The organism is Streptomyces sp. WZ.A104 (assembly GCF_002382885.1).
Taxonomy (GTDB): Bacteria; Actinomycetota; Actinomycetes; order Streptomycetales; family Streptomycetaceae; genus Streptomyces.
Genome location: NZ_NWVL01000021.1, coordinates 42921 through 68144, shown reverse-complemented (window position 1 = coordinate 68144; position 25224 = coordinate 42921). Strand labels below are relative to the sequence as shown.

Genomic DNA, 25224 nt, shown 5'->3' with positions numbered 1-25224 from the left:
AGGGGTGGGGTCAGCTCCCGTAGGTGTAGCGGTCGGATCGGGCGAGGGTGAGCGTGATCTGCTCGGGTCGGTTGCGGTGCGGCGGGCGTAGCGCCCAGCCGGTGATGCGGCACCAGCCGTCGAAGTCGGCCCAGGTGTCGTGGACGGTCACGCGTACGTCGTCACCGATCTGCCACGAGCCGACCGGTGCGGCTGGATGGTCGATGACGTTGATCTGGGTGATCTCCCCGAGTACCTGCCGGGCCCGGCGTTCTGCGCGCGCACGGTCGGCCAGGCGATCGGTGCCCTTCTCCTCGGGTGCTTCGAGGACGTGCTCCAGCCGCAACCTGCCGTTGCGCACGGCATCGATGGCCCGGCGCCGCGAGCGCCCCTCGCCGGCACCGAGGGCGATGACGACTTGGGCGTAGGCGTCAGCGTCGAACTCCACTGGGACGACGCTGGCGATGTTGACGCCGGTGGCGAAGGCGATGTCACTGCGGCGGCTTCCAAGTCGCGGCCAGCCGAGCCGGATACGGCCCGCGGGGCGACCGGACGACCAGCCGGTGCTCTCCGCCCACTGCGGGCCGCCCTCGATGGACGCCATGTCGTCGACGACCCGCCCGAGGACTGGGGCTTCCCACCAGTCCGTGCGATAGGGGTCGGCCGGAGTGCCCACGGTGACACGGCTGGTTGTGGAGTCCACCTGAACGCCGAGGTTGCTGTCCGGCTGCTCCTGCGCGTAGGCCCAGGCATCCCGGATGACGGTGCACGGGTCAGCGTTCACGTAGGGGCCGCGGCCGCCGAGCTGGCCGTGCAGATCATGGCGGCGATGCAGGTAGGAGCCCCACCCGGCTGCCTCAACCGGGTATGTGGCGCCTTCCGGTTCGGCCCGCCAGACCAGCCCGCCCCACAGCAGTTTCCCATCGCGTTCCGCGCTGAGCACGGTGTTGCCTGGGTCGAGCTCTCGGCCTGTCAGGTGCGCGAACCCGGGGGCGAGCGTCCCCGACAGGCTGCCGGATGCGTTCAGGGCGCCAGAGATCTCCACGTCGGACAGGGGGACATGGGAGGCCAGGAGCTGGCCTGTGAGTGCATGCCAGGTCTGGAAGCGGTAGACCGGCATCACACCGGTCCCTCGGTGAACTCGATGTCGCAGACCAGTGAACTGGCCGCGTCTACAGTGACGTTGCCGGGCTCGTTGGACGCTAGCTTCGTCTGTACGTAGAAGTCCTGTGTGGTGCCGCGCAGGCTGGAGGCCACAGCGAAGTTGTCCGCGAGGACCATGGTCGTGCGGCGAATCGCCCCGCCCTGGTCATCATCGAAGGCTGTGTCCTGACCTCGGAGAGAGGCGATGGCGTTCTGCATCTTCCCGTACACGTCACCGTCGGAGAGCCGGAAGCCGGTGATCGTGGTGATCACCTTCATGCGGGTTGCCCACGAGGGGACCGGCACTTTCCACCGGGCCTGCGTAGGCCAGTTCTGGAACACGTCGTGCTTGCGCGGCAGGCGGTCTGCCGAGGACGGGAACGCCGTGTGCAGTGTCCGCTCGCGCCGTGGATTGGCGACCCGGCGCAGATCGGTGATCATCGCGGCAGTGATCACGGCTGTGTTGGCGGGGATGTTGATCCTGGCGAGAGGGATCGCCGTCATGCCGGCCGGGGCGGTGCGCGCATTGTGTGAGACGTTCGGCACCACTTGGAACGTGCCGATGTCGTCCGTGGCCGGGTCAAGGGTGCCCTCGTACTCCGGGTCCTCGATGCGCAGCACCAGCAGATCAGATCGCTCGGTCGCGCCGGTCGGCACGATCGGCACGGTGGCGTGCCCGATGTTGTACTGCGTGTAGGAGCCCTGCCCCCACGCGGCCCCGCGGACGATGGCGGAGCCGTCTGCAACGCGCACGCCAGGTCCGGGTGTTGCCAGCGGCAGTACCTTCAGATCGTCGGCTTCGGTGATGCCCTGGCTGCCGCGCGCCAGGTCGCGGATCATCATGCGGAACGCGCGGGCTTCGTGGGTGCCGCCGTGGGTGAGGAGCGGCGGCTGGATCAGGGTCACAGGGGGTTCCTCCGAGGGTTACAGGGCGGCGTGCGCGGTCCGCCAGGACAGGGCCAGCCGTGTGGCGTTGGTGTAGTTGCGGGCGGTCCACCACAGCTCGCTGCTGCCGGGTGGGATGACGAACTGGTCCAGGCGGGAGGCTGGTGACAGGGATGCGGCGACGCTGCCGGTGCCGTTGCGCAGCGCCCAGCGCGTTCCGGGCCGGGTCTCGATGTCGATGTACTCGCCGGACTTCAGCGTCACGGCGAGTTCCAGCACCCTGCCCGTCTGGACGTGCCGGAGCCGCGGGTTGGAGCACGGCCCGGTGATACGGATCGTCGGCCAGGCCGGCAGGTCGCCGTCGTTGTGGAGCCAGCCGCGCCGCTCGTCAGGGATCGCGACGCCGGTAGTCAGCGGTGCCACCAGCGGGGCCTGAAGGCCCCCCAGGCCGTCCGAGGACAGAGTGAGAGTGAGGCCCGAGGCGTCGTCCGAGTGGAACCGTGGGTCGAGCGCCACGAACTCCACGTCGAGGGGAATCCACCCGTTGGCGGCCTTCGCGGTGCTTGTGGCCTCCACTCGGCGCAGTCGACCGGTCAGGCGGCGCGTCGGTCGGCCGGGCCAGCACACCCGCAGTACCGTTTCCGCGCCAGGTGTCTGCCGTACCTCTGGCGTGTCGGCGGCACGCTGCAACTGCGCCAGCAGGTCAAGAGCCCGCCCCGGGTCACCAGGGGTTCGGATTCCCGCCTCGATCCGTACCGTGCGCGGCCCGTACAGGTCCACACCGGCGAACGCGCCATCCCCAGCCGGGTTTTCCACATCCTGTGTACGAAGCTCGGGAACCCCAAGGCCCACCACTTCGCCCACGGGGATGTCGGTGCCGGTGCCGAGCAGGACCCCGGCCAGCTCCATCTGCCAGTCCTTCAGCTCACGCATCACAGGAGCCCCCCGCGCTGCGCGTTCCGAAGCCGCCTCATCACCGCGGCCCCGAACTCCTCCGGGCTGGCCGAGGACCCGGTGACGGTGACCGGCATCGAACCCACCAGCGCCGCCGGCTGGCGCACCACCACCACCTGAACGCGGCCCGCCGAGGCCTCCCGCATACCGGTCAGGGCGTACCCGAACCGGTCCGCGGTCTCCGCGAGAACCGCGGTAGCGCGGCCCCGCTTGGATGCCGCGTGCGGAATGTAGGACTCGCCGCGCGTGGACGGCTCAGCGAACTTGATCAGCCCTCGGGCCGACGAGTAGACGCCGGGCTCCCAGATCCCGCCGTCCGCGTACGCCAGCCCCTTCGTCGCCTTCGTCAGATCCGACAGCAGACGGCTCGCCCGCGCCCCGAGCGCCTGCCGGATCTGCGATCGCGCCTTGCTGGCGACGGTAATGATGTCGTCCTCGGCCAGGCCGGTGGCGTCAGCGACCGCGTGAATGCCCGTACCGCCCGACCTCGTTGCCGCGATGATCTTCACCAGGTCGGCAAGCTGTCCGGCGGTGAGTGTCGCGTCCGCGGCCTTCGCGGCACTGTTCGCGGACCGCGCCTTGCGGTCGTCCCGCGCAGCCTGCGAGGCGAGATCGGCCGCGTCCTGGTCCCCTTGCGCAGCCAGGCGGGATGCCAGGTCTCCGTACCCGGAGGCCGCCAGCTTCGCCAGGTCCTGCTCGAACGCCGCCTGGTCCTTCACCGCAGACTTCAGCTGGCCGGTGTAGTCCGTCAGTGAAGCGCGGGAGGCATCCGCGAGCGCCTTCAACTCCCGGCTCATCTGCCGCACATACCTGCTGGAGCCGGTGGCCATCTTCCGGGTGAGGGAGACGCCGTCTTCGCCCATCTCCTCCAGGGCGCGCGCCACGTCGGTACCAGTCCGGGATGCGACCGTGACCAGGTCCCGCCGCCAGCGGGACATCGTGCGGGCACTGCTCTTGAGCTTCTTCTCGAACAGCGACAGCGAGAAGCGGCCCTTCTTGTCCTGCGCATCGCTGACCAGAGAGGAAACAGAGGTGTACGAGGCCGGCGAATAGGAGAAGCCCGTCAGCCCACCGTCCGCGTACCAGCTGACGTCACCGCCGAACCGGCGCACCACCTCGCCGACGATGGCCTTACTGCGAGTCCGCTTAGCAGGCGATAGAGGAACATATGCTTCGCCCCCGGTCTCCGGCTCCGCCCACACCCTCCAGCTCCCTGCGGGCGCTATCTCTGCGACGTGGCTTTCCCGTACGCCTCCGTCAGCGAAATAGTCCACGACCGCACCGCGGGCCCTTGCCTGGATGGCGTCAGGCACGCCGTTGCCGTCCCGGTCCCACGAAGTGGCCCTGAGCGACACGCCAATACCGACGGTGCGCCCGTAGATGCCGTTGATCACGTCCTGGATGCGCTGCACGTTCGTCCTCGCGGTCCCGGTGGGGACAGTGACCGAGACGTTCTTCGACCCCGGAACCTCGGCGATCTTGAACCCGAGGTTTTCGAGCTGCTGCCGGGCATCCGCTGTCGGCGCCTTGACCTTCACCGTCTTCCCGCCAGGGACGTCGGCGATCTTCTCCTTAACCGCCTGAAGGCTGTTCACCGTCGCCTGCGTGGCCGCCGTGACCTTCACATGCTTCGAGCCGGGCGTCAGCGCGATCTTCTGGATCAGCGCATCAAGGTCCTGACGCGGCAGATCGGTGGGGGCGGACACCTTCACCCGCCGGTCCTTGAGGTCTTTGATCTTGAAACCGAGCTTTTCCAGGTCCTCCCGGGCTTCGTTGCTCAACGTCGCGATCGTGACGGTCCGCTTGTCCGGTGTGGCCTCCAGCGCCTGCTGAACGGCGATCAGCTCTGCCACGGACTCGTCCATGCCGACCGTCTGAAGAAGGATCGACACCTGCTCGGGCACCAGGCCCGCTTCGTCCGCGAGTTTCGCCGCAGCCTCCGCGCCGATACCGAAGCCATCCGCAGCCTCGATCGCGGAATCTCGCGCCGTCTTCATCTGCGCCTGTGCAGCCGCCAGTGCCTCCGGCACGGACTTACCGTTCGCCTCGGCGTACTGGTAGGCGGCCAGCGCGGCATCAGCGGCGTTCGTGGACAGCCCTTGAAACAGGTCGTACAGCTTCTGCCCGTTGCGGGTGACCGTGGACAGCGAGCCGTCCATGTTCAGCAGCGTCTTGCCGTACCCGTTCGCCTTGTCGACGCCGTTCTCCAACGTGTCGGAGACGTTGGACACCGACCGGTTCAGCCGGGCTTCTGCGGCAGACAGGTCGATAGAGCCGCCTGCCAGAACGTTCAGCGCGTCGTGCAAAGCGCGGGCGCGGCTGTCCGCGTCAGCGGTCTCATCCGACAAGCGCCGCATCGCGTCCGAGAACTGCCCGAACGGCCCCGTAGCCGACTGCGCGGCCTGGCCGCTCGTACCCGTCGCATCAGCGAGATCCTTGGCATCCCGCACCGCCTGCGACATCTCGCCCTTGACCGAGCCGAGAGCCTTCGCTGCCCGCGCGGCGGCGAGACCGGTGTCGGTGTAGTACTTGTACGCGCCGCCCTGGTTGCCGTCCCACTCCATGTTCGCCTCGGCCGTGGCCTCCAGCTGCTTCTGCAGGGCGTTGAGGCTGCTGTCCTGCCCCACGTAGGCGTCGGTGACCTCCCGGACAGAGACGCCCGCCTTGCGCATCACGTCGACAAGGCGTTCCTTGCCGTCGAAGACCTTCGTGTCCATCAGCTGCTGCGCGGCAGCAGCTCGTACTGAGTCATCGATCGTTCCGTTCGACTCGCGCAGCGCCTGCGTGAGATTGCTGACCCGTGCCTCGTGCTCTTTCGCCGCCTGGGCTGCCTTCTGCTGGCGGTCGGCGAGCATCGACAGGCCCAGCCCGGCGCCTGCGAGGACCACACCCCACGGGCCGCCGAGCACACCCATCAGGCCGCGCGCTGCACCGCCCAGACCGACACCGATGGAGCGGGTCAAACCCGTGACGGGCCCGTTGGCGTTACGGAACGCGGCTGTCATCTGCCCGATGACCGGCACACGGGTCTGAAGGACAGCCATCGCGGCACTGACCCGGCCGATGGACTGGCCTTGTGCCGCGGCAAGCTGCTGTTGCACCCGCATCTGGTCGCCCAGCGACCGGTAGGCGTGTACGACCGGACCCGACACCGTGCGCCCAAGCCGGTCGAAGACCGGAGCCACGCGCCGGGCCAACAGCATCGCGACGATCGCGGTCTGTACCGGCCCCGGAAGCTCTGAGAAGCCGCGCACCAGCCACGCCACAGCCTCACCGACCGGCACCAGCGCACCGGACACCGTGCTCGCTGCTTGGGAGGCCAGGTTCAGGCCGGTGACGATGATGTCGAGAGCCGTGCCGCCGGCGTCCGCCTCTTCGTTGAGGCCCGCCAGCGCATCCGTGACCGGCGACACCGCCCGGTAGGCGTTGCGGAGAACGTCCACTAGCGCATCGCCTGCGTTGGCCAGCACGTTCAGGGCGGCAGCAGCCACATCGAAAGCGATATCGCCCAGCTCGCCACCCAGATCACCGAAGGCGCCGACCAGCTCCTCCACACCGCCGCGGGCAGCAGCCGACAGTGACGGACCCGCCAACGTGTACAGGTCATGGAGGTAGTCCAAGGTGCCCGACAACACCGGAGTAGCGCCAGCAAGTCCCGAAGTCAGCAGCCGCGTAAACCACTCCAGGCCAGGCGCCGCCGACGTGTACAGCACCTGTCCCGTCGTCTTCGCCTGCGACTTCAGCTGAGTGACCGCACCCGCCAGGCCCTTCGTCTGCGAGGCCGCGATCTCCCCAGCCGCACCAGTACGCGCGATCGCCGTGTGCATCTGGTCGTACGCCTCGGTGCCCTGGTGAGCGAGAGCGGCCGCACCGGCCAGTGCGGGCTTGCCCACCACGTTGGCGAGCGCGCCGAGGAAGTCCTTCTGAGACATGCGGTGCTGGGCTTCCTCGAAGCCCTCGATCACGTTGCGCAGGCCCTTGAAGTTGCCTTGCGCGTCCCACGCCTCGATCCCGAGGTCCTTCAGGCCCTGCTGCATCCGCCTCGTCGGCCTGGCCAAGTTCGTGAGCATGCCCCGCAGGGACGTTCCTGCCTTCGAGCCGAGGATGCCCGAGCGGGCGAGCATCGCCACAGCCGCCGAGGTGTCCTCGATGTCGATGCCCAGCTGGGCGGCGACCGGGCCCGTGTAGGACATCGCGTAGTAGATGTCCATCAGCCCACCGGAGGCGGCATTCGCGGACGCGGCGAGCACGTCAGCAGCCCGGCCGGCGTTGTTCGACGACAGACCGAACTGGTCCATGATGTCGCCCAAGAACTTCGCGGCATCTGCCGCGCTCAGGTTGTCGGCCGCGGCGAGCTGCATCGCTGCCCGAGCGTTCGCAATGGACGATGTCGAGGTCTGCCCGGCCTTGGCCAGCTCCACCATCGCGTCCGCAGCCTTCGCCGCCGACGTGCCGGGAATCTCCAGGTCCGCGCCGAGCTCACGCGCCTTCGCCGCGGCCTGCACCATCTCCACACCGGACGCCTCGGTGACCGCGCCCCACTTCTGGATGGCCCGCTGGTACTCGTTGCCTTCCTTGGCGATCTCGGCCAGACCGCCGACGATGCCGCCGCCGACGACCAGCCGCTGCAGGTGGTGCATCTCCCGCCGCGCCTGCCGCGTGCCGTCGGTGATGTGCCGCATCGACGTGCGGCCGTCACCACCCATCCGGCGAAGACCGGAACGGGTCCGGGCCGCCTGCCGGTCAAGGTCCCGCAGCCCGCCCACAGCCCCGCGGGCACTGCCCGGAAGCCGCCCGAGCTGCCGGTTCAGCGCGGCCACATCCCGCCCGAACCCGCGCACCGCCCGCGAAGACTGCCGTAGCTCCGACACGAGCCGCGTCGCGTCGGCGCGCATGCTGACGCTCAGCGTGTACTGCGACACCTGCCGGTGCCCTTACTCCCCGCGCCCCCTTGTCAGGCCCCCTGCTGCTGCTCCCACACCGTTCGCGGAACCAGGCCGATCCGCACGCCGTAGCCGTCCGGGCCTTCCGGCACCTGGTCCTGCTCGGCGGCGATCAGCTCACAGCCCACACACCGCACCGTCGTGGTGACGTACGCGTACCGATCACCGCCCAGGCCCTCGTCCCACTCCGCGGACCTGGTGCCGCAGCTGTCACACACACTGCGCCGGTACGCATCGAACGCCAACGCCTTCGCCCGGTCCGCCTCCGACCACCGCCCATCCGAAGCCCCGAGAAACTGGCTGTGGGGAATCCGGTAGCGGTCACACAGCTCCAGCTCGGCCCGGAACTGCGGATCGGAGATCAGCCTTTTCCCACATCCACCGTGGACGCCCGGCTGAGCTGCTGCGCCTGCCACGCCGCCGAGAACAGAGCGTTCGACTCGGCCGCCGACCACGAGTCCAGCAGATCCTGCGCCTCTTCACGGCACATGCCCTCCACCGCCCGGCCAGCCTCGTCACGCTCGATATGCGAGGCGGCGACCAGCGACGCCGGGAACGTCTCCGGGTTCCAGGCGTCCCCGTCCTCGCCCTGCTCCTCCGTCGGTGGATGCTCCCGAATCAGCCCATCCAGCACCGGACGCGGCAAAGCCTTGAACGTCAAAGACACCGTCACCGCATCGAACGCGACCTGCGCTTCCTCCAGCGTGGCCTCCGCCGTACGAGTCTCCTCGCCCGGCTCCCGGCCTGCCTCCGCATCGGCCATCCGCAGCCGCGCCAGCTCCAGCTTCGCCTGGTCCAGACGCTTCTTGACCGCCGGATCGTCGCACAGCTGAAGCGTGTGCTCCGGTAGCTGCCGGGCACGCAGCCGCGCCATCTTCGCCGCCCAGTGCGCGTCACGGGCCACCGCCTGCGCCGGCGGCTCAGGTCGGGTCTTGCTGCTCATACAGGGAACTCCACAGATTCGAGAACGGGCCAGGCCGGGCCGACACCAGATGAGCCATCGCCACAGCGGCGACCAGCCCGGCCAAGGACAAGAGGAACGAGGGCCGGGCTACTTGCTCAGGGATGCCGGAGCTACTGCGGCCTGCGGGATCTCGGCGTCCTGCGTCGGCTTCTCCGTGATCGAGAACGACACCGTGAACTTCGCTGCCTCGTTATCGGTCGAGTAGTTCGGAGACCGAGACCCGACACGCGTCGGGAACACGTCCATCGACTTGGAGCCAGGCACGTCGCCCTTGCGGAGGAACACCACCCAGCCGGTGGCGTCCTTCGTCAGCAACTGCTCGATCTCGTCGGACACCTTGTCCTCGTAGAACCCGAGAGACGAGTCATCCGCCTTGTCCGAACCCGGGATGCTGGAGTCGAACGTCGAACCCAGATCCGGGGTCTCGATGCTCTGGTTCGCCAGTGCCCAACCATCGATCGACGCGATCGCATTCGTCAGGTCAGTGCCGGCCGTCAGCTCCGGCCGAGTCGGGATGTGACTGGCATCGGCTACCTTCTCCAGCCACAGAACGCGGGTCACCCCGCGACGGGAATACTTCTTCACCTGCAAGGTCTGCTGTCCGATTCCGGGACGGCAGCCGAACTCGAATCCACGGGGCGGCCCCGTCCCTCGACGTCGTGTCGGGGAACCGGCCCATCCCGATCCCGGGTGGGCGTCCGCGCGGGGCCTCCGCGGTGAGGGTGCTGCATGAACGTGCCAACGAGAGTCAGGCCTGCACGTCGCTCACGATACGACGCCCAAGGAGATGCCCCGGGAGGAGAGCCAACACGTTGTAGGCGTGGAGAGGCTGCTCATCAGTACCGTGCCGCTTCGACGGCTTGCGATCACTCGCACACTGCAACAGCCTGTAGGGTCACGGTCCCCGCCCCTGAGCGGACTTGGCTACGAGTCACCGTGTCCCTGCTCGGCGTGTTTCGTGATCACACAGTGATCAGATCGGTGTCAAACACTGTGCAGCCCTTGCAATCGTGACGCACCTCATACAACACGGCGGCCCCTTGGCCCGATTTCAACCATTTGTTGAGTAGGTGGATCTCAAGCAGAGGGTTACATTCCGTTCCTGTCTGTTGCTTAGGTCATGCCTGATCCAAGCTTCTCTCATGGAAAGTTGCTGACTGATGTCAGAGCGAATATCCCCTGCCGATGAGTGGCAGGGGTCGGCGCTCGCCTTGCGACGCCACAGACGCATCCTGCCCCAGATCGCGTTGGGTGCGGCAGTAGTGCTAGCTGCCGACACTGCCCTGGTTGTGGCCACTACTGGCCAGGCGGCAGCCCTGAACCGCCCAGCCCAACATGCCTCGGACAAGGAGCCCGACGCAAGAGCCAAGGCCCCGTCCGAGGCGGCCGACATCGCCTCGGCGAAGGTGGCGGCCAAGCTGTATGGCAAGCGCATCGAGGCCCTGTCCGAGCGCACCGAGACCTCGACAACCTGGGTGAACAAGAGCGGCTCCCTCACCACCGAACTGTCCGCGGGCCCGGTCCGCTTCAAGCAGGGCGGCACCTGGACGGATATCGACGTAGAACTCCAGGAAACAGACGGCGACGTCGAAGCCAAGGCCCACCCCAACGGACTGCGCCTGGCAGGCAAGAGCGGCACGGTGCCGAAGTCCCTCGCCGCCGCAAACAAGGCGAGCGCCCGGGACTTGGTGACCCTAGGGGAGGGCAACGAACAGATCACCCTCCAGTGGAAGGGCGGCCTGCCTGCCCCGAAGCTGGATGGCACCCGGGCCACCTACCCGAACGCGCTCCCCGGCGCGGACGTGATCATCGAATCGACCCGCACCGGCTTCGAGCAGTACGTAGAGATCAAGGAGAAGCCCGCCGAGGGCTACTCCTACATCCTGCCGCTCAAAGCTAAGGGCCTCAAGGCCAAGCAGCAGAAGGACGGCAGCGTCCTCTTCACCGACAAGAAGAACAAGAAGCGGGCCGTGATGCCCGCCCCGGTGATGTGGGACGCGACCGTCGACAAGGTCTCCGGCGAGCACACCCGCCGGGTGCCGGTGGCGATGAAGGTGAAGAAGAAGGGCTCGACCATCAACCTGGTGGTCACCCCGGACGCGAAGTACCTCGCTGACAAGGACACCAAGTACCCAGTGACGGTCGACCCCTCGACCTCTTCCCTGGGCAACGTCTTCGACACGTACGTCCAGCAGGGCGAGACCCGCGACTGGTCCACCGACGTGGAGCTGGATTTCGGCAACCCCGGTACGACGAACGCGAACGGCACCCCCCGTACCGCGCAGTCCTTCATCACCTGGAACACCGCGCCCATCGCGGACGCCCTGGTCTCCAGCGCGAAACTGAGCCTGTGGAACTTCCACTCGGCGAACACCACCTGCGCCGCCCAGCCGTGGCAGGTCTGGTCCTCGCCCGCCGCGACGACGGCCAGCCGCTGGACCAACCGGCCGACGATGACCGCGCTGAAGGCGGAGTCCACCGAGACGCGGGGCAATCCCACCTGCACGACCCAGCCGGACGGCTGGATCAACGCGGACGTGACCACGCTGGCCCAGGAGTGGGCCGGAGCCAAGGCCACCCGCGGGCACCTGGGCATCCGGGCCAAGAGCGAGACCACGGTCGCCCAGTGGAAGCGGGTGAACTCCGCCAACGCCGCGAAGAACCCGCCGAAGCTGTCGGTGACGTACAACTTCCGGCCGCGTACGGGCACCAAGCAGGAGGCGGGGCCGCCGTACTTCTCCGATGACGACGCCTACATGGTCAACACCCTGACGCCGACCCTGCGTGACACCTTCGTCGACGCGGACGGGGACAAGGTCAACGGCACCTTCCAGATCTTCGACAGCGCCACCGACAAGCAGGTCGGCAGCCCGATCGTGTCGAAGTTCGTGCCCTCCGGGCAGCCCGCCTCGGTGACCGTGCCGTCCGGGGTGCTGGCCGAGGGGAAGACGTACAAGTTCCGCACCTCTCCCTACGACGGCACGCACTACAACACCGGCTGGTCGGCCTGGAAGACCTTCACGGTCGACACCAAGGCCCCCTCCGCGCCTACCAAGATCACCTCCACGGACTACCCGACCGGCCAGTGGGTCAAGGGTGAGGGCCAAGAAGGCACGTTCACCGTGACCCCGCCTTCTGGCTCCGATCACCAGTGGTTTGAGTGGTCAGTGGATGGTGTGGAGTGGACCAAGGAGAACGCGAACGGATCGAGCACGGTCAGCTTCGATGTGACGCCGCCTAAGGACGGGACCCACACCCTCCAGGTACGGGCCGTCGACAAGGCGGACAACAAGTCCGAGGCCCTGGAGTACGTCTTCCACGCCGGGTCAGGTGGCTTCGTCACCCCGCTTGATGGCCAACATACGGCGCGTAGGCTGTCCCTGGTCGCAGAGACGGATGCGGCGAAGTACGACGCGGTGACGTTCTCATGGCGCAGGTCTGACGAAGACCCGTGGTCCGAGATCCCGGTCGGCGATGTGACTGTGGGTGGTGACGAGCTCGCGGCATGGCCGGTGCCTCTGACGAACGGCAGAAATCCGGCGGCGACTTGGACGGCTACCGACACAGTCAATCCGGACGGGGCAATCCAGGTCAGGGCAAAGTTCACTGGCGCCGAGAGTGCCTCCGTGGTCACAGACCCGATTTCGACTGTTGTCGACCGCAATGCTGAAGCGGCAGCGTCAACCACAGTGGGTCCCGGTAGCCTCAGCCTCCTGACGGGCGACTTCAGGCTTGACGGCACGGAAAGCAGCTACTTCGGTCTCGCTGCCGCACGTACAACCAGCTCACGCCAGCCTGGCGCAGGCGGGCGGCAGGAGGGTCAGGTCGCGGTCTTCGGCGACGAATGGGTCTCAGGCACGGTCGCCGCAGTGACGCAGGCGGGATACACGCACATCCGCAAGACCTCCGGGACTTCACTCGCTGTGGTGCTGGCGGGCGGCGGTAGCGTTCACTTCACCGCTACCGCCGACGGCTGGGCTCCTGAGCCGGGCATGAACGCTCTTACTCTCTCCGGAAGTTTCGAAAAGGGGTTCACCCTAACCGATATCGACGGCGGAGAGTCGATCTTCGCGAAGGTTACGGCCGATGCCGAGACCTGGCAGCTCACCTCATCAGGGCTGAACGGCGTCGGGAACTCGACGACCCACGTGATCTCGGAGGCCGTCACCATCGACGGCAAGGTGCTAGCTCGGCCCAAGCGGCTCGTCGCCGCGGGCGGTGCCATCTCCAATGACATCTGTGCCAAGACTCCAGACACCAAAGGCTGCCGAGTGCTCGACTTCGAGTACGCGGACAGCACCACAGCCACATCCTCGGTCTTTGGCAACTACACGGGCCGGGTGAAGCGACTCGTGCTCTGGTCCACGGAGAAGGACGCAAGCAAGGCAACGGCGCGGCCGGTTCAGGCATACGCCTATGACACGTCCGGTCGCCTGCGCGAGGCATGGAACCCTCAGATAGCCCCTGCGCTGAAGACCAGCTACACGTACGACAGCGCCGGCCGAATCAGCAAGCTCACCCCGCCCGGCGAGCTGCCGTGGAGTTTCACCTACACCGCCGCCGGCGAGCCGGACGGCGGCATGCTCACCAAGGTGACGCGTGCCACCCTCAAAGAGGGCTCAGCTGACGTGACCGACGGCGAGGCGATCACGTCAATCGTCTATGACGTCCCACTGTCCGGCGACAATGCTCCGTATGCGATGAACGCTGCTGCGGTGAAAAAGTGGGGGCAGCTCGATGCGCCCACTGACGCGACGGCAATCTTCCCTGCCGACTCTGTGCCTACGTCCCACAAGGGAAGTGCGCTCAGCCGTACAGGATACAAGCGCGCCGTGATCCACTACCTCAACGCCTCCGGGAGCGAGGTGAATACGATCGACGAAGCCGGAGGCGTCACCACCGAAGAGGGGGACAGGCACGGCAACCCGGTGCGCGAGCTGTCCGCGAGTCACCACTCCCTCGCGCTGGGAACGAGCGACGAGGACAAGGCTCGCCTGGCCGACCTCGGTATCGGTGCCCTCAGCGTCGCCGAGCGAGCCACACTCCTCTCCTCAACCTCACGCTATGACAAGAGCGGCGTCAGACTCCTGGAGCAGTTCGAACCGCTGCAGCGCATCGACCTGACCGAGGACTTCAAAGACGGCAGCACCATCATCGCCTCCGCAGGTACCTCTGTAGTGGCCCAGCCATGGACCGTCAACGAATACGACGAGGGGCGGCCCACTGACGGCAGTGCCGTGATGAGTGACCAGGTAACCCTAGCGATATCCGGGGCACGAGTCCGCGGTTACTACTCGCTGATGACGGAAAAGCGACTCCAGCAGACCCAGTACGACTGGGTCAAGGGGCTTCCGATCCACGGCATCGAGGACCCGGGCGGCCTCACCCAGGTCACCACCACCGGGTACGACCCACAGGGCCGAGTCACCTCACACGTACCGCCTGGCGGTACCGGTAACGACGCCACGTCTCGTATCACCGCGTACTGGTCGGCGACCGGCACGGGCTGGTGCGAAGGCCGTCCGGAGTGGGCGGGGTTGGAGTGCTGGACCGGGCCCGCCGGTGACATCACGGGTGGAGGTTCTCAGCCTAGCCAGGTGGTGGACACCACCACTGAGTACGGTTTCTACGGGCAGGTAACGGAGACAGCCGAGACCTCGGGCGAGTACGCACGTATCACGACGCTCACGTACGACAGCGCGGGCCGCATCAAGAGCACCCAGGTCGATGGTGGACTGGGGACGAAGGTGTCCGGCACTTCCTTCGCGTACAACGAAGCCAACGGGCAGGTCTCCGTCACCATGTCCGAGGACGGCGGCGTGATCTATCAGGAGTTCGATGCGCTGGGGCGCCTCATCTCCTACACGGACGCCGATGACGCGGTCACCACGACTGCCTATGACAGCTTCGACCGTCCAGTGAAGGTCTCCGATTCAGTACCGTCGACGGTGACGTACAGCTACGACCACAACAAGGAGCCTCGCGGCCTGCCCACATCGATGAACGACTCGGTCGCGGGCACCTTCACAGCTGCCTATGACATCGGCGGCGCGGTCGTCAGGCAGAGCCTGCCGGGTGGGTACACGATGACGCAGACTGCGGGTAAGGTCGGCGTGCCTGAGCAGCGGTCGTATACCCGCGACTCAGACGGCACGATCCTGCTGACTGACACCGCCGCGGAATCGATTCGCGGCGAATGGACCAGGCGTACCGGCGGGGCCGGTCTGACGGAGTCCCAGTCGTACGCGTATGACTCGATCGGGCGCCTCAAGAAGGTCGAGGACATGTACGCGAACGCGTGCACCACACGTTCGTACGCCTTCGACGAGCGCACCAACCGGACCGCGCTCACCACGGCGGCTGCACCGGCCGGTGCAGCGTGCACGACCGCAGACGGTACGACGGTCAAGCACACCTATGACAGTGCGAACCGCATCACCGACTCGGGGTACGACTACGACGCCTTCGGACGTACCACGCGTATGCCCGACGGTACCGTTATCGCTTACCACACCAATGATCTGGTCCGACAGCAGACGGCGGGTGACCAGCGTCAGACGTGGGCGCTGGACGCGGCTGGACGACTCCGTAGCTGGACGACGGAGTCCAAGGCATCGGGCGAGTGGACGCAGAGCGGGGCGCAGACGAATCACTACAGTGATTCGTCGGACTCCCCGCGATGGATCACGGACAACACCACGGGCTCCGTGACCCGCATGGTCAGTGACCTTGCCGACAATATGTCCGCGACCACAACGGCGTCCGGCACGGTTGTCCTTCAACTGGTGAATCTGCACGGCGACGTCAGCCTGATGTTGCCTCTCGATCAGTCCGTGGCCCCGACCGCTCTGAGTGCCGATGAGTACGGAAACCCCAGAGAGAGAAGCACGGCCGCGCGCTACGGCTGGCTAGGAGGCTTCCGGCGCTCTGCGGAGACGCCGAGCGGCACCATCCTGATGGGCGTCCGCCTCTACAACTCGGCTACGGGGCGATTCCTGTCGGTGGACCCAGTCTACGGCGGTAACCGGAATGCCTACGAGTACTCCAGCGCGGACCCCGTGAATCGATACGATCTCGATGGACGGTGGCATAAGTGGAGGACCCGGTACCACTACTGGGGCAAGGCAAAGGGACACACGTGGTCGTTCTGGCGCTGGAAGAGTGGGTGGCACGTCGGGGTATCGGTCTACGTGTACCTGAACCGCAAGTACACTAGGAAGGTCTCCCGCACTCCAGGTATCTTCTTCCCGATCGCCGGCGTCGCTGCTTCAAACTTCGGCAGCACGCACGTCAAAGTGGTCAACTCACTGCTCGTCGTATATATGAGCTGGGTTCACCAGAAAGCGCGCGAGGCAAACTCCAAGGGAAAATGCCTCAGGGTAAAGGCCACGGTTAAATTCAAGTGGTACCACTGGCAAGCCTACAGTTACCCGTCGGTGGTGCGCTGCTAGATCCCGTGAAGCAGTTGGGCCGTGCTGCCCCCGCGCCCTCGCGGGGGCAGCACGGCCCAACCCGAGTGTGAGTGAACGGATGAGGGAATGAAGAGAAGCCTAAGCCGCAGACTGAGGGATCTCTCTGTACTTCAGTTTGCCATGGGTACACTAATGGCAATTCTCTACTTCACAGATGGGAGCGATCCGTATTTTTTGCGACTCTCGGTTTTTTTCCTATGTGTGGCCTGGATTTCCGGGGCATGGTATGTAACGCGCACCAGCAAGCCCTCGAGTGCGTGAAGCTGATGCCTGGGTGAATGCTCTGGCGTGCAGGTCCAATTGGACCTGCACGCCAGAGCATTCAGATCTTTCGGCGGCGGACCGGCCCGAGGTCTGGGAAGTGCCAGACGGCGGAACAGTCGAACGCCCATGCCTTGAGCAACACGCGGCTGCTTATCTGGCTGTTCGGTGAGACACACCCCCCGGAACGCCCCATCTCTGCACTCCGGATGCCTGGGAACGGAAAAGATGGGGGACTACCACCCCCTACCCCCTCAGCACCCGAATACGTAAAGTGGTTCATTTTTACACCAGCCACATGATATTTGACTGCCAGAGCTCGCCATTTTCGGTCTCACACGGCCACCCCTCACGCCGTGATCACTGAAATTCCGAGCGTAGCCGATAAATGATAATCAGCCTTGATCTATCCATCCTCAGGAGGCTGTCACGAATTCGCCCGCATTGGCGCACTCGGAGCGAGTGACGCAAGTGTCCGATTCACCCCCCATTATGACTATGTGCGGAAATAGCGAAAGATTCAGGAGTGTCACGCAATGAAGAGTCGAGGCGCCAGACGGTTCGAGTTCGTCGGGATTTACTCCCTCGCGATATTGGTTCACGGACTGGCGCTAGCGAGTTTCATCGCCTCGGGTCGGGACGCGCTTCTCTGGTTCACTCCCGCAGTGTTCGGGTCCCTGCTATCCGTGTGGTGCATGCATCAGGGAACTCCTGTCTTGTCCAGCTCTCCTGTGTCGAATCAGAAAAATGAGTGAGGGTCCATCGGGACTGTAATTGGGGTGATTCATTGGCTCCCTGATGCGCGTGCGTGCTCCGATCGAGCGATGCCGTTAGAGAAGCCGGAAACTCTGAACCGGTACCGCTGCGCGCTGGTCACCACGCCGTCATCCGCACCGGAATCATCGGTGCCGTCATCGGCATCCTGCTCGCGCGCCCACACATCAGCCCCCGGAACGACCAGCGGATACCGCCACCCGCCCGCAGCCGTCCGCTCCAGAACGGCACGCTCCACCCGGCCCGCCATCCACTCCGCCTGATCGGTACGAGCCCCCACCGAGGTCACCTGATACACCAAGTTGGCATCCTCCGACCGGTCAGCCAACGGCGCACCATGCACCCTCCCACCCTGCGGGTACAGCACGGTGTACGGCACCGGCGCAGGAGCCCCGTCCACCAGCGGCAGAGAACCCAGACCACACGGCCGCCCCGTCGCCTCAATCAGCATGAGCCGCAACGACGCCGAGAACCGCTCCCGGTCGATCACTCGCCCTCCCCATTGAAGCCAGCCGGATTCTCGATGGACAGCACACCGAACCTGCACATCCCCAGCGCATCCCAGTCCGGCAGCCCAGGAGTCGTCAGAACCGACAAGGCGCGCTCGCCGTCGTCGTCCAAGACCTCCACCACGACAACCGCACGAGCCAGAAGACCCCGCTCGTTCTCCGCCATCACCTCCGCCAGCGCCACCTCCAGGTCCTCCGTCAACGCACTCACAGCGACCGCCTCAGCGCGTCACCGAACTCCCGCACCAGCACCGGGCCGATGGCCTCCACCGCAGGACCCACATGGGGGAACGGGGGCTGGTTGTACCTGCGGCCCAGACTGTCCACACCGACGAACCCGAACTCCAGCCGCCGAGCCTGCGGCGCCCCCGTGCCCACCACGCCCACGACCGTCCGACCGTCGCGGAACACCTCACTGCGCCACGACGCCCGATACCTCCCGGTGATCACACGGGGGCCCGGCCGCCCCGACGCATTGCGCTGCACCCTGTACGTCAGCGCCTTCGCGCTGTGCCGCATCGCTGTCTCCACCGCCGGGAGAGTCCGCCCGGCCGCACGATCCAACGCACGCGCCACCGCGGCAGCGTTCGACGACGCAGACCCGCTCACGAAGCCACCGCCCGGTTGTGCTCCTCCAACCACACCGTGCGCACGATCGGAAGCGACGACACCTCACCCAAAGCCGCCACCGAGTACGTACGGCCTACCGCCTGCTCGTCACGAGCCTGCGTGACCAGAACAGAATCGGACTCCCACACCTCGCCCGCCCGCAACGGCAACAGCAGCCGGTACGCAGGCCGCACCTCGTCCACCCACGCCCCAGTACGCCCGGAACGGCTGCGGATACGTTCCTGCCTCGGGTAGAAACCCGCCGGACCCTCGTACACATCCCGGCGCGGGGCAGGCTCCAGCCGCCCAGTCTCAGGGTCCAGAACCTGCTCACCACCGTCGCGGGTGATCTCCACACGATCCGGCATCAGATGCTTCTCCGCGAACCGCTCGATACCCAACTGATCAAGCACGAGCCGCCCACTCCCGCAGCTGCGACAACATGCCCCGCGTCAGCTCACCCGGCTTCCCGTCGAGATCCTCACGAGCCAGCACCGCGTCATCGAGCCGTTCCCAGTCCACCGCGTCCAGAAAGTCGATCACCACATGCCGTAGGTCCGCCGGCTCCGTCAGCACCTCACCCACGCCCTCGTAGGCAAGACCCTGCCAACCCGGCCGCATGTACAAGGTGAGCTCAGGACCCTCCTCCACGGTCTGCGTCAGCCGGTACGCCTCGACCGCCCCAGCAACATCGCGACCATCGACCTCGATCACCGCCCCGCCCTGGTCGCTCGCGGTAATCCGAATACGTCGAACGTGATCATCAGTGCTCATGATCCGCAGCCTAGGAGCGTCAAGCAGACGGCTCAGATGGTCCAGCCGGGCGCTCGCGGCCGCTGCAGAAGACGAGCGATGAGCTTGTGAGTTTCCTCCTGTGCCCATTGACCACACCTTCGCGTACGCTGCCGGTGCCTACCGGCGGGGGCGGGCAAGGAGTTCCCAAGCGACGACTCCGCCACCGTCCTCCTGCGGATTCGCATCGGGAGCGGTCGCCGACGCCACCTGGGTGTACCGACGTTCGAGTGCGGCGACGTTCGCCGTGTGGTCGATGGTCGCTACACCGTTGACGGTGACCTTCAGGGGTTCGGCCACGAGGGAGGCGATGCGTTCGTTGAGTACTTCGAGGGCCACGTCGCGGGCGGAGCCAAGGCGTTCGTACCGCTGGGTCAGATCGGCGGGGTCCGTGTCGGGCCCGAGCTGGGCAAGAAGCCAGCGCAGCACATTGCTGTTCACGGGTTGCTCCTGAGAGGCAGGGATGGGAGGGACCGTGGTGGCCCCTCCCATCTGGTGTTGTTGCGGATAGATGCCTGTTCTTGACCCCGAGTCTTCGGGCATCCGCCCTCGACTACCCTTTGTCGCATGGATGTTGACTATGAGTCGCTGACCTTGGACCTGATCACGCGGACGGAGCGGGCCGTCGAAACCGTTGCCGGTCTCGCGGTAGACACGAACATCACGTTCGAGATCAAGGACATCGTGGACGCAGTGGAGCGCGATCTACCCACCGGGTATCCCGAGCCGACGACCGGGGAGACGACCAGGCGTGACGTCATCACGCAGATGGCGCAAGACATCCTGAGCGGAGAGATGTACGAGGAAGCGTGATCCGTTCGGGGAACGGTCAATCAGTCGTCTGTGGCCTTGGCCTTCCTACCTCCCCGACCTCCAGCGGGCCTGACTGGTGCGCTGTCCTTCCAGCAGCGCGGGTTGGTGATCTGCTGAGCGATAGCCGGGTTCGTCACCTCCTCGCCCGGACCGAGAACGAACGCGGTTCGGGTTTCCGGGTCGATGACGTGTACAGCGGTGCTGAGTACGCCCAGGGCGTGGACGGCGGCGCTCATTAGAGGACCGTCGCGGTGATGTGGCAGTCCGGCGCGTACAGCACCGGCATGGCCATAGCGGCGCCCTTGGTCCAGATCTGCACCGGGTCGTCCTCGACGTCACGGGTGATCACGATGCCGGGTGCCTCCTCCCGGTCAATCTGCGGCGTGGTGCCACGGGACAGGGCCAGGGACTCCGCCGTGGTGCCGTACTGGGTCTGGCCCCACTTCGCCCGCTCGGGCGGCAGCAGCACCCACCGGTCCTCGGGCAGTACCCGCTTGGACACGTCGTCCTGCCACACCTGAGCTTTGTAGAAGGTGACCGGAGGCAGGCCGTAGGTGCCGCGCACCGAGTTGACCTGCTCCGGGTTGAGTGTGGCGGTCGGTGTCTGCGCACCGATCGCAGTGCCGTAGTAGGCGGCCCGGTAGGCGCCGTTGGACGCCAGATGCGACCACGCCTTGCGGCTGGTCAGCGCCGACTCGGGGGCCGGAGCGCCGATGGAGTCGAGGTAGTCGATCCACCGCAGCTCGTCCGCGATGGGGTCCGCATCAGGGTCCGACCACGGCTTCGGCGCGGTCGGCATGTTCGCCGCCGGCACCCCGTAGTCCACCTCGACGGTGAGGCCGTTCTCGCCCTTCAGGGAGAACTTGCCGTCGGTGAGGACATCCCCGGCGGCCAGCTCCAGCCGGGAGCGGATCGCCTCCACATGACGTTCCACGTCGTCGTACAGCAGCTCGATCAGCCGGTCCTCGTCCGCGCCGCGGGAAGCGTCGAGAAGCAGCTGCTCCATTTCACCGACGAGGAGCTTCTGCCCCAGAGCGGGAAGGGTGCCTTCGGTCTGCGTGGTCTCCGCCTGCCGCTTGGCGAACGGCACGCTGGCGTCGTAGGCGCGGTAGGAGGCGGCGTTCACGCGCCGCTTGGTCTGCCGGATACGCCACTTGACGTCGCTCACCTGGGTCTCGACGAACACCGACTGGGTGAGCAGGAAGTCCTGCGGGCTGGGGATGGCGCGGGCGTAGGCCGTCAGGTCCGCGACGCTGACGTTCTTCAACAGGTCGGCGATGCTCATGCGCTCACCGCCCCGAGGAAGCGGATCTGCGCTCCGGCCGTGCTGGGGCTGATTTTGGCCGGGTCGATGCCGCCGGGAACCTTGTCGGCGTAGGCAGTGCCGTGCCAGAACAGAGCGGCCGGAACCTTACTGGTGCCGGGTGTGAACGGCACCTCGGCATACACGAGGCCGGCCAGGACCTCACGGCCGTCGGTCGCGGCGGGGTCGTAAGGCCCGTAGAGGCCGGATGCAGTGATCTGCCCGACGGGCACACCGGAGCGCACATAGCCGTGCGGCCGGGAGCCGGTGGGCTCCACGTAGTGGGTGTCCTTGGTGAACTGGGCCAGGTCGAGGGTGATGGTGTCGGTGGCATCGGTGCCGTGCCGGGACGCAAGCCAGTCCCGATCTGCGGTCGCCGTGACCGTGGTGGTGTACGGCTGGATCACGCCGTGTGTCCTCCTGTTGAGCGTTGAGCAAGCGGTCACGCGCTCACCGGTGTGGCGCGGTCCACGAAGCAGAAGAGGGGCGTGGTCCCCAGAAGCAGGTCCGGCCCCGCTATTGGGCGGGAGGGATCAGGCCCCGGCGGCGGGCCATCTCGATACCAGCCGAGCCCGGCTTGCGGTCGGTGCTGCCCGGCCGGGGCGGCGGGACCGATGCCGGGGCGCCTCCGGGAGCGGCAGGCGGCTGCCCGCCACCGGGAGCCGATGCGGTGAACAGCTCGGGGCGGCGGGTCTTCAGCTCGTGCACCGCGGTACTCACCGTGGCGTCGTCGGCGTCGTCCGGGATACGCAGCAGCGTCAGGGCGTCGTCCAGGTCCTCACCTGTGGAGCCCTCCCGGGCCAGGACTGCACGGCGAGACGCTTCACGTTCCCGTGCCGCAGCTTGCGCCTCGCGGGCGGCGATAGCGTTCTCCCGCGTGGTCAGATCCTGCTCGCGACGCTGCGTCTCGGTCAGCTGATCCTGTTCGGTCTGACGTTGGCGGGTGACGAAGTCCGTGAGGTCGGTATTGGTGGAGAATCCCAGCTTCTCCACCAGGGCCCGCACTGCGGCCCTGCCGCCTTGGTCCTTCTCGCGGGCCAGGAGCGTGTTCAGCTGCTTCTGGCTGAGGGTGAGCGTGGCGTCGTCGTTCGACGGATCAGCAGAAGACGCGCCGAGGATCGGGTAGATGGGGCGGCCGTCGCGGCGGTAGCCCAGCGCGGTACGCGGATCGGGCAGAGGGCGGGTCATCAAAAAGCTCCCGATGGCCCCGCGCCACGGTCGAGTCTACGGAAGCCAAGACGGAACACCTGCCCGAGGGCCAGCCGTGGCGCCTGGCATGATCGACACCATGCTTGAGGGGGAACACAAAGTGCTCGACGTGCCACTGACGAAGAAGCGGTACCGGCGGCTACGGGCGTGGACAGCTGCGGGCGCTGTCGCGCTCGCGGCCGTCGGTGCGGCCCTCTGGGCGTGGGAGCCGTGGAAGGACCGCACCCCGTTCACGGCCTATCGCGTGGGCGTGCAGGTGGAGGAGCACACGAAGCCCGGGTCGCAGCCCGGCACGTGCGAGCGCACCGCTGCCTCGGGAGAAGAGACCGTCATCTACAGCAAGGACGGAACGAGGCTCGCCGCGGGCCGGGCACCAGTCGAAGGCGAGCGGCTCGGCCCCGAGTTCGGGGACTTCGCCGGTGCTTGCCTCTTCGTCACCCGCATCGACGGCATTCCGGGAGGCGAGGGAACCTACGTCACGGATTGGGGCGGTGGCTCCCGGAGCGAGATTGGTGAGGAAGACCTGCGTGAGTCCGCTGCGGCGCAGCGCGAGAGATTCAAGGCAGCGAAGAAGTCCGACTTCCACGAGGCGCGCTGACCGTCACACCTTCTCTGGAGCCTTCCGCCGCGCTGCAATGCGGGCCACTTCCTCCTGAGCGTCCCCGATCGGGTATCCGGCGTCTTGCAGCATGCGGATGCCGGTCTCCACGGAGAGCACACCTGCGGTGACGCCCTTCACGACCTCTTCGAGGACGCTCGTGCGGTCCGAGGGTGTGTGCGGCCCGAACACCAGGCGAGCAGGCACGGTAGGCCCCGCAGACCATCCCTCGGCCTGCCCCGCCTGGTGGATACGCTGCACCATCTTCAGCAGCAGCGTGTACTTGTGCGCCCTGGCCAGACGCATCGAATCGACCATCGAGTCGAGGGGCTGGAGCGACAGCTGGAGTGCATAGCCGCTGGGCACGTCGGACGGGTCCACTGTGCCCAGGCTGACTGCCGGCAGCCGGGCGTTCACGGCGGCCCGGTCGCGGATCTCCTCAGCGCGAGCCCGCAGCTCGGACAACTGTCCTGAGGTGTCCAGCACATCCATACGGCCACCGTCCGCGAGCTGGAGGACCGTGCCCGGCGAGACGTTCAGAGGCTTGGGGCGGCTGGTCACTCGATCCACCTCCGCCCGTGCCCCCGCCAGCGCGATGATCGGCGCTCCCGTCGTCGCGGACGCGCGAGCAGAGTCGGTGTCGCTCTCCGCCAGTTCATCGAGCGCCTGCATGACCCGGCTCAGCACTGACTGCCCGAAGTGCTCCTCGCCGGCAACCGTGTTGGTGATGTGCACGAGCGGGATGAAGTCCAGCCGGAGGTCGAGACGGTGCAGCACTTCACCGTCCGCGCGGGTCCGGAACCGGGCACGGTCCATGGGGAGGTCATCGAGACTCTGCCCGTGCCGGATGTCATCGAGGAACCATTCCGCATCGGTCAGGTAGCACGTCAGCCGTGACGCCTTGCCCCGTTCCCACGGGTAGATGCGCTCGATGTGCCCGGGCTCCGCAACGTAGTCGCCTGGTGCGAGCAGCCAGCCACCGGACTCGTCCACGACGGGTTCCCGCCCGTCCGCGCCGTCCACGTTGCTGCGGGTCGTCGGCTGAATCGGCCCCAGCTCGTACGTGATCCGCCGCACCCGCGCCTTCACCCCGCGCTTGGGGTCCTCCGGCAGCTCCCACGCAAGGTGCACACGGCGGGGAAAGTCGCCCGGATCGGCATCGTCCTCCAGGACAGGGAAGTAGAAGCCCGGGTCGTACGTCTTGAGACGAACACGCTGCTTTTCCGCATCCCACGCCAGCAGGTACAGCCCGTCACCGAGCAACACGGCCTTCCGCTCCGCGGCCTGCATCCGCAGCGGCAGCAGCTCCGCCTCCGCCCACTGCCGCAGCCGCGCCTGTAGATCGGCTGCTTCAGTAGCCTCTGGTCCCGCGTCCTCATGGCTGACGTGCTCTGCCCCTGGCACGACGATCTGCTGCGAGCGGCCCAGCAGATGAGCCAAGGCCGTATCCACGAAAGCCGATGGCTCTCCGAACTCCCTCCGCTCCTCGGCTGCTTCGTTGCCGGTGAGCGCGGAGAGCTCTCCGACCTGGTTCGAGTCGTATGCGGCCAGCAGCTTGTACGCGGCCAGCCTCCGCACGGCCTCATCCGGGAGCCAGGTCGCCTGGAGCTCGGGGGCGAGGGCAGGGTGAGGACGACCGTCAGCGGTGCCCGACATGATCGGCTTGTAGTTCAACCACGACCAGGCGTCGGTAAGGAAGGAGCGCAGGCCCACGGGGGAGAGATCCCATCGTCAGCCCCGCGCCGCAATTCAGCGTACGCCACCGAGGATGGCTTCCTGTCCGTCTGTGACGCGGTTGGGACTTGGTGCGCTATGTCGAACGCTCTTCCTGTCTATTTCGTGTAAGTGGAGACGAAGTTAGTAAGCAGTCCCGTGATGAACTCCTCCAAGGTCATGTCCTGGCTCTGAGCGGCAGCTTTAAGCTTTTCCCACTGCTCGACAGTCAGGGAAATTTTCATTTCCTTGGTCTCGTCACTCATGGCTATCACTCTCCCTACGGGCACGGTAACGCTCACC

The 25224-nt window shown here is 66.7% G+C and carries 21 protein-coding genes; 3 read left to right on the top strand and 18 right to left on the bottom strand.

Annotated elements, in window-relative coordinates; translation table 11 throughout:
• Positions 1-10 precede the first annotated feature (10 nt).
• The 7 genes from CIB93_RS14025 to CIB93_RS13995 form a co-directional block, all read right to left on the bottom strand.
• Entirely contained in the window at positions 11-1099 is a 1089-nt protein-coding gene (locus tag CIB93_RS14025; protein ID WP_096627136.1) for a hypothetical protein, read from the bottom strand.
• Positions 1099-2028, bottom strand: coding sequence for a hypothetical protein (locus tag CIB93_RS14020; protein ID WP_096627135.1), 930 nt, complete (start codon positions 2026-2028; stop codon positions 1099-1101). Before CIB93_RS14020 ends, CIB93_RS14025 begins: the two co-directional genes overlap by 1 nt.
• An 18-nt stretch (positions 2029-2046) precedes the next feature.
• The gene (locus CIB93_RS14015; protein WP_143660041.1) at positions 2047-2940 is read right to left on the bottom strand and encodes a hypothetical protein; all 894 of its coding nucleotides are present in this window, start codon (positions 2938-2940) and stop codon (positions 2047-2049) included.
• Positions 2940-7883, bottom strand: a complete 4944-nt coding sequence (locus CIB93_RS14010) for a phage tail tape measure protein (RefSeq protein WP_096627133.1) — start codon at positions 7881-7883, stop codon at positions 2940-2942. Before CIB93_RS14010 ends, CIB93_RS14015 begins: the two co-directional genes overlap by 1 nt.
• A gap of 32 nt (positions 7884-7915) precedes the next feature.
• Positions 7916-8122: a hypothetical protein gene (locus CIB93_RS38840; RefSeq protein ID WP_257002179.1), complete on the bottom strand. Its 207-nt coding sequence runs from the start codon at positions 8120-8122 to the stop codon at positions 7916-7918.
• Positions 8123-8265: 143 nt separating this feature from the next.
• Entirely contained in the window at positions 8266-8847 is a 582-nt protein-coding gene (locus tag CIB93_RS14000; protein ID WP_096627131.1) for a hypothetical protein, read from the bottom strand.
• Between the two features lie 108 nt (positions 8848-8955).
• A complete protein-coding gene (locus CIB93_RS13995; protein ID WP_143660040.1) occupies positions 8956-9453 on the bottom strand; it encodes a hypothetical protein in 498 nt (165 codons plus the stop codon).
• A 575-nt stretch (positions 9454-10028) separates the two neighbouring features.
• Between CIB93_RS13995 and CIB93_RS13990 the strand changes: the two genes are divergently transcribed.
• Positions 10029-16319 (top strand): DNRLRE domain-containing protein, encoded by a 6291-nt coding sequence (locus CIB93_RS13990; RefSeq protein ID WP_096627129.1) that lies wholly within the window; start codon positions 10029-10031, stop codon positions 16317-16319.
• Positions 16320-17385: 1066 nt separating this feature from the next.
• Here CIB93_RS13990 and CIB93_RS13985 read toward each other — a convergent pair.
• The 6 genes from CIB93_RS13985 to CIB93_RS13960 all read right to left on the bottom strand — a co-directional run bounded on the left by CIB93_RS13985 (position 17386) and on the right by CIB93_RS13960 (position 19726).
• Positions 17386-17865: a hypothetical protein gene (locus tag CIB93_RS13985; protein ID WP_096627128.1), complete on the bottom strand. Its 480-nt coding sequence runs from the start codon at positions 17863-17865 to the stop codon at positions 17386-17388.
• A complete protein-coding gene (locus tag CIB93_RS13980; RefSeq protein ID WP_096627127.1) occupies positions 17862-18095 on the bottom strand; it encodes a hypothetical protein in 234 nt (77 codons plus the stop codon). The genes CIB93_RS13985 and CIB93_RS13980 overlap by 4 nt, the downstream gene beginning before the upstream one ends.
• Positions 18092-18460 (bottom strand): HK97 gp10 family phage protein, encoded by a 369-nt coding sequence (locus CIB93_RS13975; protein WP_179500098.1) that lies wholly within the window; start codon positions 18458-18460, stop codon positions 18092-18094. The genes CIB93_RS13980 and CIB93_RS13975 overlap by 4 nt, the downstream gene beginning before the upstream one ends.
• Positions 18461-18489: 29 nt before the next feature.
• Positions 18490-18906 (bottom strand): DUF6093 family protein, encoded by a 417-nt coding sequence (locus tag CIB93_RS13970; RefSeq protein ID WP_096627125.1) that lies wholly within the window; start codon positions 18904-18906, stop codon positions 18490-18492.
• Positions 18899-19267 (bottom strand): hypothetical protein, encoded by a 369-nt coding sequence (locus CIB93_RS13965; protein ID WP_096627124.1) that lies wholly within the window; start codon positions 19265-19267, stop codon positions 18899-18901. The genes CIB93_RS13970 and CIB93_RS13965 overlap by 8 nt, the downstream gene beginning before the upstream one ends.
• Before the next feature lie 138 nt (positions 19268-19405).
• On the bottom strand, positions 19406-19726 hold the full coding sequence (locus tag CIB93_RS13960; RefSeq protein WP_096627123.1) for a hypothetical protein: 321 nt from the start codon (positions 19724-19726) through the stop codon (positions 19406-19408).
• A gap of 126 nt (positions 19727-19852) precedes the next feature.
• Between CIB93_RS13960 and CIB93_RS13955 the strand changes: the two genes are divergently transcribed.
• Positions 19853-20098 (top strand): hypothetical protein, encoded by a 246-nt coding sequence (locus CIB93_RS13955; protein ID WP_096627122.1) that lies wholly within the window; start codon positions 19853-19855, stop codon positions 20096-20098.
• 235 nt (positions 20099-20333) lie between these two features.
• On the opposite strand, the gene CIB93_RS13950 is transcribed toward CIB93_RS13955, so the two are convergent.
• The 3 genes from CIB93_RS13950 to CIB93_RS13940 form a co-directional block, all read right to left on the bottom strand.
• A complete protein-coding gene (locus CIB93_RS13950) occupies positions 20334-21383 on the bottom strand; it encodes a major capsid protein (protein ID WP_096627121.1) in 1050 nt (349 codons plus the stop codon).
• Complete coding sequence (locus CIB93_RS13945) at positions 21380-21808, bottom strand: head decoration protein (RefSeq protein WP_257002178.1); 429 nt, start codon at positions 21806-21808, stop codon at positions 21380-21382. The genes CIB93_RS13950 and CIB93_RS13945 overlap by 4 nt, the downstream gene beginning before the upstream one ends.
• Before the next feature lie 109 nt (positions 21809-21917).
• On the bottom strand, positions 21918-22589 hold the full coding sequence (locus tag CIB93_RS13940; RefSeq protein ID WP_096627120.1) for a hypothetical protein: 672 nt from the start codon (positions 22587-22589) through the stop codon (positions 21918-21920).
• 100 nt (positions 22590-22689) lie between these two features.
• Here CIB93_RS13940 and CIB93_RS13935 point away from each other — a divergent pair, with 100 nt between their 5' ends.
• Entirely contained in the window at positions 22690-23208 is a 519-nt protein-coding gene (locus CIB93_RS13935) for a hypothetical protein (protein WP_143660039.1), read from the top strand.
• A 3-nt stretch (positions 23209-23211) separates the two neighbouring features.
• Here the strand turns inward: CIB93_RS13935 and CIB93_RS13930 are convergent, their stop codons facing one another.
• Together CIB93_RS13930 and CIB93_RS37895 are read right to left on the bottom strand one after the other, a co-directional pair.
• The gene (locus CIB93_RS13930; RefSeq protein ID WP_143660038.1) at positions 23212-24864 is read right to left on the bottom strand and encodes a hypothetical protein; all 1653 of its coding nucleotides are present in this window, start codon (positions 24862-24864) and stop codon (positions 23212-23214) included.
• Between the two features lie 176 nt (positions 24865-25040).
• Positions 25041-25187: a hypothetical protein gene (locus tag CIB93_RS37895; protein WP_179500097.1), complete on the bottom strand. Its 147-nt coding sequence runs from the start codon at positions 25185-25187 to the stop codon at positions 25041-25043.
• Positions 25188-25224 lie beyond the last annotated feature (37 nt).